Source organism: Dactylosporangium sp. CA-139114, from assembly GCF_050955725.1.
Classification (GTDB): Bacteria; Actinomycetota; Actinomycetes; order Mycobacteriales; family Micromonosporaceae; genus Dactylosporangium.
Genome location: NZ_CP192080.1, coordinates 6,488,004 through 6,502,943 on the forward strand (window position 1 = coordinate 6,488,004; position 14,940 = coordinate 6,502,943).

The window sequence follows — 14,940 nt, forward strand, 5'->3', positions numbered from 1 at the left end:
GCCGCACCTCCGGTCAACCTGCGGCCGTTCCTTCCACAATGCCCCGCGCGGTGTCCTTCGTCCTGTCGCCTTCGCCGCGATGAACTCGGCCCGGAATGGGCAGAGGGTGTGACGGCCCGACCACACCGAGGGAGTTCCCAATGTCCGCACATCCATCCGGCGCGGCCACCACCTATCGGGTCGGCCCGGTCAGCCGGGAGCTCGCCCGAGCCGCCGCGGCCGCCCTGCACGCGCCGTCGGTGCTCAACACCCAGCCGTGGCGCTGGCGCATCGTCCACGACGAGGCGCTGCTCTACGCCGACCGGCGGCGCCGCCTGGCCACCCTCGACCCCACCGGCCGGCTGCTCGTGCTCAGCTGCGGAGCCGCGCTGCACCACGCCTGCGTGACGCTCGCGGCGGACGGGATCGCGTTCGAGGTCGACGCCCAGCCGCGCGACGACGACCCGGATCTGCTCGCCGTCGTGCGGTACCGCGGCACCGCCGAGCCCTCGGCCCGCGTCGAACAGATGCGGCAGGCCATCGGCTCCCGCCAGTCCGACCGGCGCCCGTTCGCCGACCGGCCCGTGCCGGACGAGGTGATCGAGCGGCTGTGCCGGGCCGCGCAGCGCACCGACGCCCGCCTGCACATGGTCTGGGCCCGCAACCTCACCGACCTGGCGGTGGCCGCGGGTGAGGCGGCCGACGCGCAGCTGTCCGATCCCGAGTACCGCGCCGAGCTCGCCGCCTGGCTCCGCGCGCCGGGCGAGGGCCACGACGGTGTCCCGATCGACACGCTCGCGCCGCTGGGCGCGCGGCCGGTCCCGGTGCGCGACTTCATCGCCGCCGGCACCCAGGCGGGCATCTCCAGCCGCATGGCCGTGGCCGACCGGCAGGCGCGTTACGGCGTGGTGGTCACCGACGGCGACGGCCCGGTGGACTGGCTCACCGCGGGCGTCACCCTCTCCGCCGTCCTGCTGACCGCGACCGCCGAGCACCTGGCCACGTCGACGATGAGCGACCTGGTCGAGAACGAGGTGGCGCGCGGAACGCTGCGGCGGATGCTCGGCGGCGTCGGCTATCCCGCGATCGGCATCCGGATCGGGCTTCCGGGCTCCGGCGCGGCCCAGCCCCGATCGCCGCGCCGGCCCGCCGCCGAGGTCATCGAAGTGGTCGCCGACAAGGTCTCCCCCGCCTCCGGCCCGGCGTGACCGATGCGCGGACGGGCGCCGCGCCCCCACATGTCACCCGTTTCGGGTGATGGACCCCTCGCCCGGCGGACGAACCGTCGACTAGTGGGTGAATGCGACCTGTGCCGATCAGGCATGCGAGCAGGAGGGGTCAATGCGTCAGATCGCCGGGGACTCGGGGGCACCGCGGTCGCCCGGCGGCTGATGTCCTGGCTGCTGCCCGCGAAGCCGCCGCCGATGCGAGTCGGGGTGCTCGTCGCGGTCGCCGTCATCGGCCTGGAGACACTGCTGGTGAAGCTGCTGCAGATCGCGTCGCCGCAGACCCCGCCGAAGGCGATCGTCTACATGCTCGGCGTGCTGGTGATCACGAGCGTGTGGGGCGCGCCGCTGGGTATCGCCGCGGCGCTGCTCAGTACCGTCGCCTTCAACTACTTCTTCGTCCCGCCGGCCGGCCTGAACCTGACCGCCGGTCAGGACCTCGACCAGATCGTGATCTTCGCCGTGGTGGCGCTCTTCGCCAGCGGGCTGGCCAGCGTGGCCCGGGCCAGCGCCGAGGATGCCCGGCGACGGGCGGCCGAGGCGGAGATCTCGGCCCAGCTGGCACACATCTTTCTCCGCAACGACCTCGGCGGCGGCCTCCGGGAGGCGTCGCGCTACCTCACGGACCGGCTCCGCCTGTCCTCCGCCTCGCTCGAGCTCGCCGCCGAGCCGGCCGGCGCGAACGCGGACGCGAATACGGACGTGACCGCGGGTGGGTTCGTGATCGGCATCGGCGAGGAATCCCGCCCGATCGCCCGGCTGAGGCTGGCCGCCGACACCCCGCCGGCCACGTGCCGCCGGATCCGCAACCGTCTGCGCGCGCCGCTGGAGCTGATCCTGCGCACCGCGCTGGACCGCGAGCACCTCGTCAGCAGCCTGCGCGGCAGCCAGGCGAAGACCGAGGCCCTGCTGACGGAGCAGACGGCGCTGCGGCGGGTGGCGACGCTGGTCGCCACCGGCGGGCCGCCGGCCAACGTCTTCACGGCGGTGACCGCGGAGCTGCACCACCTGTTCGCGGGCTTCCGCACCGCGCTGGTCCGCTACCAGCCCCACGGCGAGGTGCACGTCCTCTCCGAGCGCGACGAGCACGGCGCCCTGCTGCCGGCTCGTCCGGACCAGCCGGTCAGCTCGGAGAGCATCGTCGCCACCATCGCGAAGACGGCCCATACCGTCCAGGTGGACTACGACGCCGTGTCCGGGCCGACCGCCGAGCAGATGCGGCAGATCGGGGTGCACCGCGGCGTCGGCGTGCCGATCGTGGTCGACCGGCAGCTGTGGGGCGTCGCGCTCGTCCTGTCACACGAGCCGGTTGCGGTTCCGGCCGACGCGGAGGCGCGCCTGCTGGCCTTCACCGAGCTGGTGGCCACCGCCATCGCCAACGCCGAGAGCCGCGCCGCGCTCGCCGCGTCCCGCTCACGGCTGGTCACCGCCGCGGACGAGGCCCGGCGCCGCATCGAGCGCGACCTGCACGACGGCGCGCAGCAGCGCATCATCTCGCTGGCCCTGCAGCTGCGGCTCGCCGAGGGCGCCGTGCGGGACCCGGACGAGGCCCGGCACCTGCTGGCCGAGACCGTGCATGGCCTCACCGAGATCCACCAGAGCCTCTCCGACCTGGCCCGGGGCATCCACCCGGCGATGCTGGTCCAGGGCGGGATCGGGCCGATCCTGCGAACGCTGGCCCGGCGCAGCGTCGTGCCGGTCGAGCTGGACCTGCGGGTCGATCGGCGGCTGCCCGAGCCGGTGGAGATCGGGGTGTACTACGTGGTCTCCGAGGCGCTGACCAACATCGCCAAGCATGCCCGGGCATCGCTCGCCTGTGTGTCGGTGGCGGCCGACCACCAGCGCGTGCGGGTGAACGTGCACGACGACGGCGTCGGCGCGGCGAATCCGAAGGCCGGCACGGGACTCGTCGGGTTGCGCGACCGCGTCGAGGCGCTGGGCGGCCACCTGAACGTGGTGAGCCCGCCGGGACAGGGCACGACGCTGCACGCCGAGATACCGCTCGCGCGGCCCGATGCGGAGTCGTCGCCGCGGGCGCCGGGCGACGCCTCCCCCGCGGCCGAATCGGTTGCCGCCGGCCACCCGGTGTAGTGCTCCGCCGGGCGATGGTCGTCGGCCGGCGTCACGATCGCGGTGAGCTCGCGGGCGGCGGCGGGCAGCCGGAGCGAGCCGTCCGTGCTCCGCGGTGATCCATCACCCGGCGGCGGTGGGACGGCGCTGGTGCGTCGCCACCCAGACCCCCGCCGCGGCCGCGAGCGCGACCGGCCATTCCAGAACGCCGAACGCCGCGAGGGCACCGACGCCGCCGTAGTACAGCAGCCGTGACGGCTTGGGCTCACCGACGGCCGACTTGAGCGCGTCGGCCGTCCACCGGGCACGCTGGGCGACGGACCAGTCGTTGGGTCGTTCGATGTGCACGACGGGCATCTTGAGGTGCGGCACCGGCACGTCCTGCCAGGTCACGAGGTGCGCCCCGGAGGGCTGCGAAGCCTCGCCGGTCTCCTTGCCGCCCCGCTGCGCCGCGGGCTCGGGCCTGATCTCAGGCTCGGCCTTGATCGTGGGCTCGGGCCTCGTCCCGGTCGCCGGCTGGGGGGCGGTCTGGGTCGCGGCCGCCTGCGTGCCCGTCTTCCCGGTCGTGTCCTTCGCCCGCGTCCCGGCACCATCCCGGGCACGCGTCCGTGCTGTTGTCGTCATGACCCAGCACCTCCTGATCGTCGGAGTCTGCCGAATCCGGACGTCTACCCGCGCGGTGCCCGATCAACCAGGCCGAGGGAGCCGAACTCCGGCCGCGCCGGGAGGACCCGCACGGCGCGTAGTCCCCCCGGTGCCGGGTAACCCTCCCCGTCACGACGGACGAAGGGCACCAGCCGATGGACCGACAGCCGAGGGAAGCCGCGCGGCAGCGGGCGGCGGACGTGCTGCGCCGAGCCGCCGAGGAGGCCGGGCGGGCGCCGTCGCTGCTGAACGCCCAGCCGTGGCGCTGGCACCTCGGCGGGGACGTGCTCGAGCTGCACGCCGACCTGTCGCGCCTGGCCGGCTCGGTCGACCCGCACCGGCGGCTGCTGACGCTCAGCTGCGGCGCGGCGCTGCACCATGCCCGCGTGGCACTGGCGGCGGCCGGTCGCGAGCCCATGGTGCAGCGGCTGCCGGACGGGCGCCGGCCGCTGCTGCTCGCCCGGGTCCGGGCCCGTCAGCCGCACCCGGTCAGCCGCGACGACCTCGTCCGCTACGAGAGCATGCACCGCCGCCGCACGGATCGGCGGCCGTTCCGCGCGACGGCCCCGCTGCCCGCCGCGACCGTCGCGGCGCTGGAGGCCACGGCCGATGCCGAGCACGCGTCGCTGTACCGCATCGAGCCCGACGTCGCGCTCGGCGAGGATGCCACACCCCCGCCCGGCCCCGGCGACGACCGCTGGGCCGCCTACTTCGTGGTCGCCACCGAGCGCGACCGGCCCCTCGACTGGCTCGTCGCCGGCGAGGCGACCAGCGCCGTCTGGCTGGCCGCGACCGCCGAGGGGCTGGTGATGTCCCCCGTGAGCGACGCGGTCGAGAGGCTGGAGGCGCGGGCCCTGATCGACAGCCTCTTCGACCCGCCCGCACGGCCGCAGCTGGTGCTGCGGGCCGGGGTCGACCCGGGCCCGGTGCCGCCACCGGCGGGCCGGCCGCGCGACGTCGTCGACGTGTGACGGCGGCGATGCGCAGTGGCGCTGCACCCGAACGCAGCGCGGAAACGAGCGGGCGGTTGCTCGAGGACGACTACGGGCCGGGTCGTCGTGCCGCCGACCGCCGCCGGTCCGCCGGGCTGAGGCCGCGGTCGTCATCCGCTCCTGGTGGCCTCGAGCAGGATCTCGTCGGCGAGGCGAGCGGCCCGGTTGACCTGCCGCTGATCCACGCCGGCCCCGGTGCGCTGGTCGTCCTCCAGCCCCCGGGCCAGCGCCCGCACCGCGGCGGTGAGGTTGCCGACCTGCTCCTCGATGCGGGCCGTGCGGTCGGGCGAGGGGGACTGCGGCGCCTCGACGGTCATGCGGCTCTCGGTGGTCCCCGCGACGGTCGCGCGCAGGTCGGCCGGCAGCTCGCCGAGGATCTTCGACACCTGCTCCGGCGTCATGTGCTCGGCCAGGGCGCGGGTGATCGCGGAGGCGAGCGCGGGGACCTGGGTCGACGGGACACCCGCCTGGGCGGCGAAACGCTCGACGTACCGCTCGACCCCGTACTTCATCGGAACATGGCACATGTCCCAGCCGTCGTAGTACACACCGCGCAGCAGCTCGGGCAGCTGGGCGCCGAACTTGACGGCCGCCTCGGCGGGCAGCCGGTCGCGCACGGTGTGCAGCCAGGCGCGCAACGCACGCTGGGCGAAGCGCCGATCGCCGGTGTCGAGCGCGTCGGAGACCCCGGCGAGCCAGATGTTGGCGGTGTGCAGCGCATGGTTGTAGGCATCCGGTCCGGACCGTGTCATGGTTCGCTCTCCCTTCGCGTACCCGGTTGGCACGTGCAGGCCGTTCCCCTCTACGGTTCATCGAATCCACGCCGTCTGCCAGGGCAACGTGCCCGGATCGAGGAGGAGTCATGGCTCTGCCCCTTGCGGAGGAGGACCTGCTGGCCGCCGAGCGCCGGCTGCAGGCCGCCCAGCGCGCCGGTGACGCCGCCGCGCTCGACGACCTGCTGGACGACCGGCTCATCGCCGTCGGACCCGACGGCGGCAAGGTCACGAAGCAGGAGGACCTGGCCGCGCACCGCAGCGGCACCTCCGTCGTCACCGGGCTCGTGGAGGAGGAGCTCGACGTGCTGCTCGCCGGCGACGTCGGTGTCACGTTCTTCCTCGGCACCGTCACCGGCACCTACGACGGCGAGCCGTTCGACGCCCGGCTCCGCTACACCCGCACGTGGGTGCGCGACACCGGGCTGGGCTGGCGCGTCATCGCCGCGCACATCAGCCCGGCCTGACGCCCGGGTCCCGCGCGCCGCCGCCCTGCCGTCCCGCCGCCGGTCGTGCCAGCGTGGAAGGGGAACACCCCGTGGACCCACCGGGAGGACGCCATGACCGCCGAACGCCGCCCCGTGATCGTGGGCGTGGACGGGTCGCCCGCGGCGTTCGGCGCCGTGCGCTGGGCCGCCGACGAGGCGGTGCGTCTCGGCCGGTCGCTGCGGGTCGTGCACGCCCTGGAGGTGTACGGCCCGTACGAGGACGTCAGCGACGAGCGCGACCTGGCCCACGACGCCGCCACCGAGATCCGCCACTGGCAGCCGGGCCTGGAGGTGTCCAGCGGCACCTGGCACGGCGAGCCGGCGCGGGTGCTCGTCGAGCAGTCCCGCACCGCGGGGCTCGTGGTCGTCGGCAGCCGCGGCAGCGGGGGCTTCCACTCGCTGCTCGTCGGCTCGGTCGGGCTGCATCTGGCCGCGCACGCGCACTGCCCGGTGCTCGTCGTGCACCACGCCGAGTGGTGGGCCGGTCCGGAGTGGCCGCTGCCGTACCGCGAGCCGATCGTCGTCGCGGTGGACGGTTCGCACGACGCCGCCTACGGGCTGGGCCTCGGATTCGCCGAGGCCGCGGCCCGGGGTGTCGCCCTGCACGCCCTGCGGACCTGGCACGAGCCCGGGCACCGCTGGGGCCGCTCCCCCGACCCGGCCGGCCGGGCCGCGGCCGCCGGGCGCGAGCTCGCCGCCGAGCTGGAGCCGTGGCGGGCCAAGTACCCGGACGTGCCGGTCGTGCCCCGCGTCGCGCACTGCCCGTCGGTACCGGTGATGCTCGAGGCCGCCCGGCACGCGCTCATGTTCGTCATCGGCGCCCGCGGCCGCGGCGGCTTCGAGGGCATGCTGCTCGGCTCCGTCGCCCACCAGGTGCTCCACCACGCGGACTGCCCGGTGCTCGTCGCCCGCCGCACCCCAGGGTGAGGCGAAGGCCGGGCGGATGCTGGAGAGGGGATGCCGCAGACCGGCGCGAGGAGATGATCGCCATGATGATCACGCAGCCCGCCTCACCGGCACGCCGCCGGACGGTCGGCCGAGTCGCCGTCGGCGTCGGGCCCAGCCCGGCCGGCCTGGCGGCGCTGGCCTGGGCGACCGAGGAGGCCATCACCTCCGGCGCCCGGATGACGATCTGCTACGCGGGCGACCAGCGGGAGCCATCGGCCCCGGCCCGGGATCTCGAGACGCTGCGCCGCACCCAGCCGGAGCTCGTGCGCCGGGTGCGGTGGTGCCGGCAGTTGCTCGGCGGCGACAACGTGACCGTCGAGCTGCCGCCCGGCGACGTGCCCGCGGCGCTGCTGGAGCTCAGCGAACGGGTCGACCTGCTGGTCCTCGGCGGCCACGACGTCACCCGCCGCCACCACCGGACCCGCGGCGGCCGGGTCGCCGCGGGGGCGCGGTGCCCGGTCGTGATCGTCCGCCCGCCGGCGAAGCACGGGATCGCCCCGTTCGCCGGCCACGTCGTGATCGGCGTCGACGGCTCGCCCGGCTCGTCGGCGGCGCTCCGGTTCGGCTTCGCCCACGCGCACCGCCACCATCTGCCGGTCGCGGCCGTCCACGTCGAGCGTGGGTGGCCCGGCGACTTCTGGTTCGACGAGGAGCGACTGGAGACGCACTTCGCCGTCGAGCCCGCCGCGCTGGAGATGCTGGCCCGCGAGGTCGGGCCGTTCGCCGCCGGCCATCCGAGGGTGGCGGTCAAGCGGGCCGTGTTCGGCGGCGACGCGATCGCCGGGCTCCGCCATGCGGCGACCGGCGCGGCACTGCTGGTGCTGGGCCGCCACGACCAGCGGGCGCCGGAGCCGCCGCGGCTCGGGCCGGCGAGCCTGGCGTTCACCGAGCACGCCGATTGCACCGTGGCCATCGTCCCGCAGCACGCGTCCGGCCGGCCCGGCGCGGGACCAGCCGGCGACGAGGGCCCACCGGCCCCGTGTGCGACACCGGTCCCCGGGTAGGCAGTGCCGCGACGCGACCTTCCGGGGGTAGCCCGCCCTCGCCGCGTCGCACGAGTGCGCGCCGCGCACGCCGAGAGGCTGGAGGCCATCATGCCGGTAGCCAAGCATTGGACCGTCGAGATCGACATCGGCGAGGAGGACGGCAACACCGCCGCGGAGGCCAGACTCAGCACGGACGACGGCGCCGAGCTGGCCGGCACCGGAAACGCCCGGCTCAACCCGGCCGACGACGACATCCCCGAAATCGGCGACGAGCTGGCGGCCGCCCGGGCGCTCAGCGACCTGGGCCACCGGCTGCTGCTGGCGGCCGCGGCCGACATCGAGGCGGTGTCGGCGCAACCGGCCCGGCTGACCTGGTAGCCGTCGCCGGCAGCGTCCGGCCGCGCCGGTGCCGCCGCGCGCGCCCCGACCGCCGGGGCCGCGCTGTCACGCGCCCCGGACGGGTCTCAGACCAGCGACAGCGCGCGGTCGCTGATGACGCACTCCATGCCCGACGCGATCGGGATCCGGTCGCTCATCGGCGGTACCACTCGACGGTGCGCCGGACGCCCTCTTCCAGCGACACCGTCGGCTGGTAGCCGGTCAGCGTGCGCAGCCGGGTCAGGTCGGGGCAGCGGCGGTTGACCGCGCCGGGCGCGCCCGGCGCGGGCTCGATCTCGGAGTCGGCGCCGGTCAGCCGCAGGATCAGCTTGGCGAGGTCGGCGATGCCGGTCTCGGCGGTGTCGTCGCCGATGTGCACGATCCGGCCGTCCGCCTCCGGGCAGGCCATGAGGCGGAGCGTCGCCTCCACCGCGTCGTCGACGAAGCAGAAGGCCCGGGTCTGCTCGGCGCCCGGCACCCGCAGCGGCCGATCGCCTCGCAGCGCCCGCAGCGTCAGCTCCGGGATGGCGTGGTCGGTGCCCATCCGCGGGCCGTAGACGTTGTGGAAGCGGCCGACCACGGCCCGGAAGTCCCCCGCCCGCGCGCCGTGGATGACGGCGGCCTCGCCGAGCAGCTTGCTGACGGCGTACGCGTACCGCGGCGCGGTCACGTCGCCGACGGTCACCGGCGTCGACTCGCCGGTCGGCACCGGTGCGATGCCGGCGTCCACGGCCCCGGCGTAGACCTCGCTGGTCGAGGCGAAGAAGACGTGCTCGCCCGCGGCGATCCAGTCCAGCAGGTGCAGCACGGCGAGACTGTTGACGCGCACGACCCGGACGGGGTCGGCCTCGACGTTGCGGACCCCGACCATGGCCGCCAGCAGGTAGATCTGGTCCCAGCCGCGCTGCAGCGCCCGCCAGGTCGCCGGATCGGTGAGGTCGCCGTGCGCGACGGCGAGGCGCGGACGGCGGGCGAGCGCGGCGAAGTCGGCGTCGTTGCGGCCGCGCGAGAAGTCGTCCACAATGGACACGTCGTGGCCGTCGTCCAGCAGACGGTGCGCCAGATGGAAGCCGATGAAGCCGGCGCCGCCGAGCAGCAGTGCCTTCACGCGGAGACCCCCTCGGGGAGATAGCCGATTCCGGCGTAGCGGATACCGGCGGCGGTCAGCGCGCCCTCGTCGAGGATGCGCCACGAGTCGAAGACGACGGCCGGGCGCCGGGCCCCGAGCACCGCCGCGGGCTCGATCGCGCGGTAGTCGGGGTGGTCGTTGATGACGAGCACCCCGTCGGCCTCGCTGAAGGCCTTGTCGATACTGGTGGGCTCGCCGCCGTACTGCCGGATGACGGTGTCCGGCACGAGCGGGTCGTGACCGAGCACGGTGTGGCCGGCCGCGGCGAAGACGGGCATCATCGCGGCGATCGGGGTGCCCCGCATGTCGTCGGTGGGCGGCCAGCCCTTGAAGGCCCAGCCGAGCACCGCCAAGGTCGCGCCCTCCGTGGTCCCGCGGGCCTGCCGGATGAGCTGCACGACGGTCTGCGCCACGTGCACCGGCAGGAACTCGTTGAGCCGCCGCGCCTGCTCGATCAAAAACGGCGGCCGCTCGGCGCAGTCGCTGAGCATGATGTACGGATCCTTGGACAGGCAACCGCCGCCGACGTACCCGGGCCGGGCCAGGTCGGGCCGCGGATAGCCGAGGTTGGCCGCGCCGATCACCTCGAGCGGGTCGACGCCGTGGCGCTCAGCGATGAGGGCGACCTCGTTGCCGAACGCGTAGATCAGATCGGTGTGGCAGTTGTTCGACAGCTTCACCAGCTCGGCGGTCTCCAGCCCCGAGACGGGCACGAGCCGCTGAGCGAGGTCGCCGAACAGGTCGAGACCGGCGGCCAGGCTCGGCTCGTCGAGACCGCCGACGACCTGTGGCAGCTCCACGAGCTCGCGCAGGGCCTGGCCCTGGATGGTGCGTTCGGGCGCCATCACCAGGCGGACGTCGCCCCAGGCCGCCCGCAGCGGCGGCAGGACGACCTGCCGGATCGCGCCGACGGGCACCGTGCTGCGCACGACGACGAGCGTGCGGGGCCCGCACGAGGCGGCCACGTGGCGGGCCGCGGCGGCGAGGCTGGTCAGGTCGGGGCGGCGCGTGTGCTCGTCGACCGGCGTGGATACGCAGATCACGGCCGCGTCGACGGCGCCGGCGGGCAGCGCCGTGTCGACGAGGATGGTGCGGCCGGCGTGCTCGGCGAAGACCTCGGCGACCCCGGGCTCGTAGATGTGCGGGCGGCCACGGTTGAGCGACTCGACGACGGCCGGCTGCACGTCGACGCCGTGGACGGTGAAGCCCTTGCGGGCCAGGGCGGCGGTGAGGGTCAGGCCGACGTAGCCCATCCCGATCACGCCGATGTTGCGTGCCATGCGAGTTCCTTCCAGTGGTGCTGATCGGTGTCTCCTTGGCCGGCGGCCGGATCGGGCGCAGGGCGCGGCGATCCGGTCGAGGTCCCGGGTGGTGACGGTGCCCGTGAACCCCACGTCGCGGTAGTGGCCGCAGGCGGCGCGGACGTCGGCTGAGCGTCGGCGGCCAGTGCCGGATACTCCGGGCGGAACCAGTTCGCGTGCGCGTCCCGGGCCAGGTCGATGACGGCGAGCCGCTGCGAGGCCCGCGCCAGCCCCGCGAGCCCGTCGTCGGTGGATCCCTGCAACTGGTACACCCGGCCATCCCCGGTGGCCGGCCGGGGATGGCCGGGTGCACAGCCGACGCACGCGGTCGCGGCGAAGGCGACCGCGGCGGCGAACACCGCGCGCCAGCGCGGCGTTCACCGAGCGGAGCCGTCCAGCGCCGCCCACACCTGCTTCACCGACTCGGCCAGCGTGTGGGTGGGCACCCAGCCGAGGACCGCCTCGGCCCGGGTGATGTCGGCGCGGATCCAGTCGACACCGGCCGAGCGGGACGGGCCGCTGCCCTGCTCGACGATCGCGCCGCTGTACCCGGCCGCCCCGGCGAGGCGGCGCACGGCCTCCCGGGCCGTCACGGCGTGCCCGCTGCCGACGTTCACGACACCGGCGCCCGGCTCGGCCCGGGTGGTGGCGGCGACGACCGCCGAGGCCACGTCGCGCACGTCCACGAAGTCCCGGTACGCGGTGAGCGGCCCGAGCATCACCTGCCCGGCCGCCCCCACCAGGGCGTCGCGGATCAGCACCGCGGCCCGCCCGAGCAGGTTGTCGCGGTGCAGGCCGGCGCCGATCGGGTTGAACACGCGCAGCGTCACGCCGTCGACGAGCCCGGCCGCCGTCGCCAGCTGCAGCAGGCGGGTGGCGGCGAGGTGGGTCGTGCCGTACTCGCCGACCGGCGCGCACGGATGATCCTCGGCGACGCTGGTGCCGTGGGCGACGGGGCCGTACTCGGACGCGGAGCCGAGCCTGACCAGCCGGGCCCCCGGCGCCGCGGCCCGGACCGCGTCGACGAGCCGGACGGTCGCCACCGTGTTGGCCTCGAGCAGGTCGAGGGCCGTGCCGGTGAGCCGGCCGGTGCAGTTGACGACCACGTCCGGGCCCGCTTGGCGGATCAGCGCGGTCAACGCGGGGACGCTGCCGGTGACGAGGTCGTGGCGGGCGCGGGGCGGGCAGCTGAGGTGCGCGACCCGCGGATCGGCGGCCAGCGCCTCGCGGACGCTGGCGCCGACGAACCCCGACGCGCCGAAGAGCAGCACCCGCAGCCGGCTCATGCCGTCACCTCCGCAAGCTCCGGCGCCGGCATGAGGAAACTGCGCCCATGATGAGCGGCCCCTCCGCTCCGCTGCGGACCGCTCATGCCGCCACCTCCGCAAGCTCCGGCGCCGGCATGAGGAAACTGGGCCCATGATGAGCGGCCCCTCCGCTCCGCTGCGGACCGCTCATGCCGCCACCTCGTTGCGCAGGGGCAGCAGGGCCGGCTCGAGCTCGCCGAAGCGGCGGTTGGCCTCGTCGTACTCCTCGGGACGGCCGATGTCGAGCCAGACGCCCTCGAAGTCGTACGTGTGCGGGAACTCCCCCTGCCGCAGCAGATCCTGGATGAGCCGGTCGAAGCCGAGCGCCAGGCCGGGCGGGTACGGCGCCAGGGTCTTGCGGGCCATGGCGTAGATGCCCATCGAGACGCAGTGGCGGTACGCGGGCTTCTCGGTGAAGCCGACGACCCGGCCCTCGACGACGTCGAGGACGCCGAACTCCATCTGGGTCGTCTGCGTCACCGTCGCGACCGTCAGCGGCGCCCCCGCCCTGCGGTGCCGGGCGACCAGGTCGGCGTGGTCGAGGTCGGTGAGCAGGTCGCCGTTCACGACCAGGAAGTGCTCGGGCAGCTCGTCCTTGATCAGGAACAGTGGCCCGGCCGTCGACAGCGGTACGCTCTCCTCGACGTAGGAGACCTTCATCCCCCAGCGGGTGCCGTCGCCGACGAAGGCGCGGATGAGCGGGCCGAGATGGTTGATGGACAGCGTGACCGAGGTGAAGCCCCGGGCCGCCAGCTGCTCCAGGACGATGTCCAGGATCGCGTTCCGCTCCCCGATCGGCATCAGGGGCTTGGGCAGGGCGGTGGTGTACGGACGCAGCCTGACGCCCTTGCCACCGGCCAGAATGACCGCGTGCATGTGTGTGATTGCCTGCTTTCGTTGTAAGAGCGTCACCGGTACTGCCGAACGCGACCCAGCGACGGAATGAGGGCCGCGGCGAGCAACACGAGCAGTAGGGCGACGCTGCCGAGGAAGGGTGCGGCGGCCGGCGCGCCGAGCGCGGCGGCCAATGCGACGCAGAGCCCGGCCGTAGCCGCCGTGCGCCGCGTCGCCGGGCGCCCGCAGTGCCCGGCGGAGCGCGACGCCGAAGGTCACCACGGTGCCGCGCGGCCCGGTCCGTGACGCCCCGCGCCTCCAGCAGCACGGCCAGGTGCAGCCCGTCCACGAACTGCCCGTCACCGGCGGCGGCGCGCTCCTCGGCGGCGAGCGTGTCGACCGGGTCCGTGCCGAGCTGCGGGCGCCCGGGGCCGGCCGTGGGGCGCACGAGTGGCCGGGCGATCGTGCTCGCCGTGGCCCAGCCCGCGCGGCCGACGCCATCGACGCCGGCCGCGACTCGCCCGTCACCGCAGTGCCCCGGCCGGGGTCCGCCCGTCCAGCGCGGGCGCGGCCAGGCGCTCGTTCGGGCGGGTGCGACCGGCGCCCCACAGCGGGATGTTGACGACCCGTTCGAGGTTCTCCGGCAGCTCCCACCGCACCGGCTCCCGGCCGTCCACGCAGCGGGCGAGCGCCCCCCACCGGTGCTCGGGCAGGCCCCGCACGAGCTGGTCGCACCAGACGCCGACCGCGCCGAGCGGCTGCGGATACGTCCCTTCCGACACCAGCGCAACCCTCATGAGCGCGGGCTCGCCGTGACGGTCACCGCGGTCGCGGAGCCGACGGCGGCGGCGAGCAGTTGGAGCAGAGCCATGAAATCTCCGGTTCGCAATGGCCGTGGCGGGAAGTGGGCGCACGAGGCCAGCGCCGGTCAGCGTGGTAGCGCTTCGGCGGGAAGGTTTGTGGAACGAGCCGATGCTACGAGCGACCGGCCTGACGCGGGGCTGCGCGCGGTGTGAGTTCAGGACGGTCCGGCGCCGCCATGCGGTAGCGCCGCCGGACCGTGCGTCGGTCGCTCCTACCGGACCGCCCCGGCCCCAGTGTCCGGACGGATATCAGTCTCCGTCCGGATCTCGCCGTCCGGGGACGCGGACTGTGCGGCGATCCGGGTGGGCCGGCGCGCCTCGATCCACTCCTGCAGGGCCGGTCCCGACTCGAGACTGGCGATCATGGCGTACCGCGGCTCCGGGCCGGGGTGGAACACCGCGTGCCAGAGGCGCTCGGTGTCGACCACGAACTGGGCCCCGCGCGGCAGCGGGATGCGGTACTCCGTGGCGGGGTCGTCGCGGTCCTCGCGCAGCAGCATGTAGCTGTCCGGATCGTCCGTCAGGTTCAGCCAGGCGCGCACCACCCGGCCCTCGCCCGGCGGGTTCAGCCGGTTGTTGTCGTCCAGGTGCATGTGCCGCTGCACCACGGTCTCCTCGTCGACCGAGGGCCAGAGCTTGATGACGCGGACCCGGCCGAAGCGGGCGCCGACGGACGTCACCCAGTCGCACAGCGACGGCGTGCGCAGGGCGTTCGCGGTCCACTTGCCGTCCTTGTCCGGCTTGCCGTGCTCCCAGAATCCCCGCGGGTCGTCGTCGCCCATGGCCGAGGCGAGCACGGCGAAGTTGGTGTCGCCGCCCGACTTCCAGTCCAGGTACGTCAGCGACTCCCACTCGGTGGGATCGATGTGGTGGCGATCCCGCCGCAGGGTGACAAATCCCGTCGGGCCGAGCTCCGGGAGCTCGTAGTGCGGCAGGCCGGCGAGCGCGTCGGCAGATTGCTGTTCGTGCAGTGTCATTTGGCCGTGCCTGCCCACCCCGGCCCTCACGACACCCGCGACGC

Annotated in this window: 16 protein-coding genes; 7 read left to right on the forward strand and 9 right to left on the reverse strand. The window is 74.8% G+C overall.

The features are described from left to right. Window positions 1–140 precede the first annotated feature (140 nt). Window positions 141–1,187, forward strand: a complete 1,047-nt coding sequence (locus ACQP2P_RS28740) for an Acg family FMN-binding oxidoreductase (protein WP_433605947.1) — start codon at window positions 141–143, stop codon at window positions 1,185–1,187. Between the two features lie 183 nt (window positions 1,188–1,370). Beyond that, window positions 1,371–3,296, forward strand: a complete 1,926-nt coding sequence (locus tag ACQP2P_RS28745; protein WP_433605949.1) for a sensor histidine kinase — start codon at window positions 1,371–1,373, stop codon at window positions 3,294–3,296. A gap of 102 nt (window positions 3,297–3,398) precedes the next feature. Here ACQP2P_RS28745 and ACQP2P_RS28750 read toward each other — a convergent pair whose 3' ends face one another. After that, window positions 3,399–3,899 (reverse strand): hypothetical protein, encoded by a 501-nt coding sequence (locus tag ACQP2P_RS28750; RefSeq protein WP_433605951.1) that lies wholly within the window; start codon window positions 3,897–3,899, stop codon window positions 3,399–3,401. A 176-nt stretch (window positions 3,900–4,075) separates the two neighbouring features. On the opposite strand from ACQP2P_RS28750, the gene ACQP2P_RS28755 reads away from it, so the two are divergent. After that, on the forward strand, window positions 4,076–4,891 hold the full coding sequence (locus ACQP2P_RS28755) for a hypothetical protein (RefSeq protein WP_433605953.1): 816 nt from the start codon (window positions 4,076–4,078) through the stop codon (window positions 4,889–4,891). Between the two features lie 131 nt (window positions 4,892–5,022). Here the strand turns inward: ACQP2P_RS28755 and ACQP2P_RS28760 are convergent, their stop codons facing one another. Further along, window positions 5,023–5,664 carry a DUF2267 domain-containing protein gene (locus ACQP2P_RS28760; RefSeq protein ID WP_433605954.1) on the reverse strand — a complete coding sequence of 214 codons (642 nt, stop codon included), beginning with the start codon at window positions 5,662–5,664 and terminating at the stop codon, window positions 5,023–5,025. A gap of 110 nt (window positions 5,665–5,774) precedes the next feature. On the opposite strand from ACQP2P_RS28760, the gene ACQP2P_RS28765 reads away from it, so the two are divergent. From ACQP2P_RS28765 to ACQP2P_RS28780, 4 genes are all read left to right on the forward strand, one after another. After that, window positions 5,775–6,152, forward strand: a complete 378-nt coding sequence (locus tag ACQP2P_RS28765; RefSeq protein WP_433605956.1) for a nuclear transport factor 2 family protein — start codon at window positions 5,775–5,777, stop codon at window positions 6,150–6,152. A 93-nt stretch (window positions 6,153–6,245) separates the two neighbouring features. Beyond that, window positions 6,246–7,100 (forward strand): universal stress protein, encoded by an 855-nt coding sequence (locus tag ACQP2P_RS28770; RefSeq protein WP_433605958.1) that lies wholly within the window; start codon window positions 6,246–6,248, stop codon window positions 7,098–7,100. A gap of 62 nt (window positions 7,101–7,162) precedes the next feature. After that, window positions 7,163–8,125 (forward strand): universal stress protein, encoded by a 963-nt coding sequence (locus ACQP2P_RS28775; RefSeq protein ID WP_433605960.1) that lies wholly within the window; start codon window positions 7,163–7,165, stop codon window positions 8,123–8,125. Window positions 8,126–8,215: 90 nt separating this feature from the next. Continuing rightward, on the forward strand, window positions 8,216–8,485 hold the full coding sequence (locus ACQP2P_RS28780; protein WP_433605962.1) for a DUF1876 domain-containing protein: 270 nt from the start codon (window positions 8,216–8,218) through the stop codon (window positions 8,483–8,485). Between the two features lie 154 nt (window positions 8,486–8,639). On the opposite strand, the gene ACQP2P_RS28785 is transcribed toward ACQP2P_RS28780, so the two are convergent. The 7 genes from ACQP2P_RS28785 to ACQP2P_RS28815 all read right to left on the reverse strand — a co-directional run bounded on the left by ACQP2P_RS28785 (window position 8,640) and on the right by ACQP2P_RS28815 (window position 14,896). Beyond that, the gene (locus ACQP2P_RS28785; RefSeq protein WP_433605964.1) at window positions 8,640–9,593 is read right to left on the reverse strand and encodes an NAD-dependent epimerase/dehydratase family protein; all 954 of its coding nucleotides are present in this window, start codon (window positions 9,591–9,593) and stop codon (window positions 8,640–8,642) included. Continuing rightward, window positions 9,590–10,894: a nucleotide sugar dehydrogenase gene (locus tag ACQP2P_RS28790; protein WP_433605966.1), complete on the reverse strand. Its 1,305-nt coding sequence runs from the start codon at window positions 10,892–10,894 to the stop codon at window positions 9,590–9,592. The genes ACQP2P_RS28785 and ACQP2P_RS28790 overlap by 4 nt, the downstream gene beginning before the upstream one ends. Beyond that, a complete protein-coding gene (locus ACQP2P_RS28795; RefSeq protein WP_433605968.1) occupies window positions 10,873–11,187 on the reverse strand; it encodes a hypothetical protein in 315 nt (104 codons plus the stop codon). Before ACQP2P_RS28795 ends, ACQP2P_RS28790 begins: the two co-directional genes overlap by 22 nt. A gap of 105 nt (window positions 11,188–11,292) precedes the next feature. Further along, window positions 11,293–12,201 (reverse strand): NAD-dependent epimerase/dehydratase family protein, encoded by a 909-nt coding sequence (locus tag ACQP2P_RS28800; RefSeq protein ID WP_433605970.1) that lies wholly within the window; start codon window positions 12,199–12,201, stop codon window positions 11,293–11,295. A gap of 168 nt (window positions 12,202–12,369) precedes the next feature. Further along, complete coding sequence (locus tag ACQP2P_RS28805; RefSeq protein WP_433605972.1) at window positions 12,370–13,098, reverse strand: nucleotidyltransferase family protein; 729 nt, start codon at window positions 13,096–13,098, stop codon at window positions 12,370–12,372. Window positions 13,099–13,580: 482 nt separating this feature from the next. Continuing rightward, window positions 13,581–13,838 (reverse strand): DUF3492 domain-containing protein, encoded by a 258-nt coding sequence (locus tag ACQP2P_RS28810; RefSeq protein WP_433605974.1) that lies wholly within the window; start codon window positions 13,836–13,838, stop codon window positions 13,581–13,583. A 293-nt stretch (window positions 13,839–14,131) separates the two neighbouring features. Next, window positions 14,132–14,896 (reverse strand): hypothetical protein, encoded by a 765-nt coding sequence (locus ACQP2P_RS28815; protein ID WP_433605976.1) that lies wholly within the window; start codon window positions 14,894–14,896, stop codon window positions 14,132–14,134. Window positions 14,897–14,940: the final 44 nt, after the last annotated feature.

Coding starts and splice junctions, on each gene's coding strand:
- ACQP2P_RS28740 (WP_433605947.1), top strand. CDS start 141: ATGTCCGCACATCCATCCGGCGCGGCCACCACCTATCGGGTCGGCCCG.
- ACQP2P_RS28745 (WP_433605949.1), top strand. CDS start 1,371: ATGTCCTGGCTGCTGCCCGCGAAGCCGCCGCCGATGCGAGTCGGGGTG.
- ACQP2P_RS28750 (WP_433605951.1), bottom strand. CDS start 3,899: ATGACGACAACAGCACGGACGCGTGCCCGGGATGGTGCCGGGACGCGG.
- ACQP2P_RS28755 (WP_433605953.1), top strand. CDS start 4,076: ATGGACCGACAGCCGAGGGAAGCCGCGCGGCAGCGGGCGGCGGACGTG.
- ACQP2P_RS28760 (WP_433605954.1), bottom strand. CDS start 5,664: ATGACACGGTCCGGACCGGATGCCTACAACCATGCGCTGCACACCGCC.
- ACQP2P_RS28765 (WP_433605956.1), top strand. CDS start 5,775: ATGGCTCTGCCCCTTGCGGAGGAGGACCTGCTGGCCGCCGAGCGCCGG.
- ACQP2P_RS28770 (WP_433605958.1), top strand. CDS start 6,246: ATGACCGCCGAACGCCGCCCCGTGATCGTGGGCGTGGACGGGTCGCCC.
- ACQP2P_RS28775 (WP_433605960.1), top strand. CDS start 7,163: ATGATGATCACGCAGCCCGCCTCACCGGCACGCCGCCGGACGGTCGGC.
- ACQP2P_RS28780 (WP_433605962.1), top strand. CDS start 8,216: ATGCCGGTAGCCAAGCATTGGACCGTCGAGATCGACATCGGCGAGGAG.
- ACQP2P_RS28790 (WP_433605966.1), bottom strand. CDS start 10,894: ATGGCACGCAACATCGGCGTGATCGGGATGGGCTACGTCGGCCTGACC.
- ACQP2P_RS28800 (WP_433605970.1), bottom strand. CDS start 12,201: ATGAGCCGGCTGCGGGTGCTGCTCTTCGGCGCGTCGGGGTTCGTCGGC.
- ACQP2P_RS28805 (WP_433605972.1), bottom strand. CDS start 13,098: ATGCACGCGGTCATTCTGGCCGGTGGCAAGGGCGTCAGGCTGCGTCCG.
- ACQP2P_RS28815 (WP_433605976.1), bottom strand. CDS start 14,896: ATGACACTGCACGAACAGCAATCTGCCGACGCGCTCGCCGGCCTGCCG.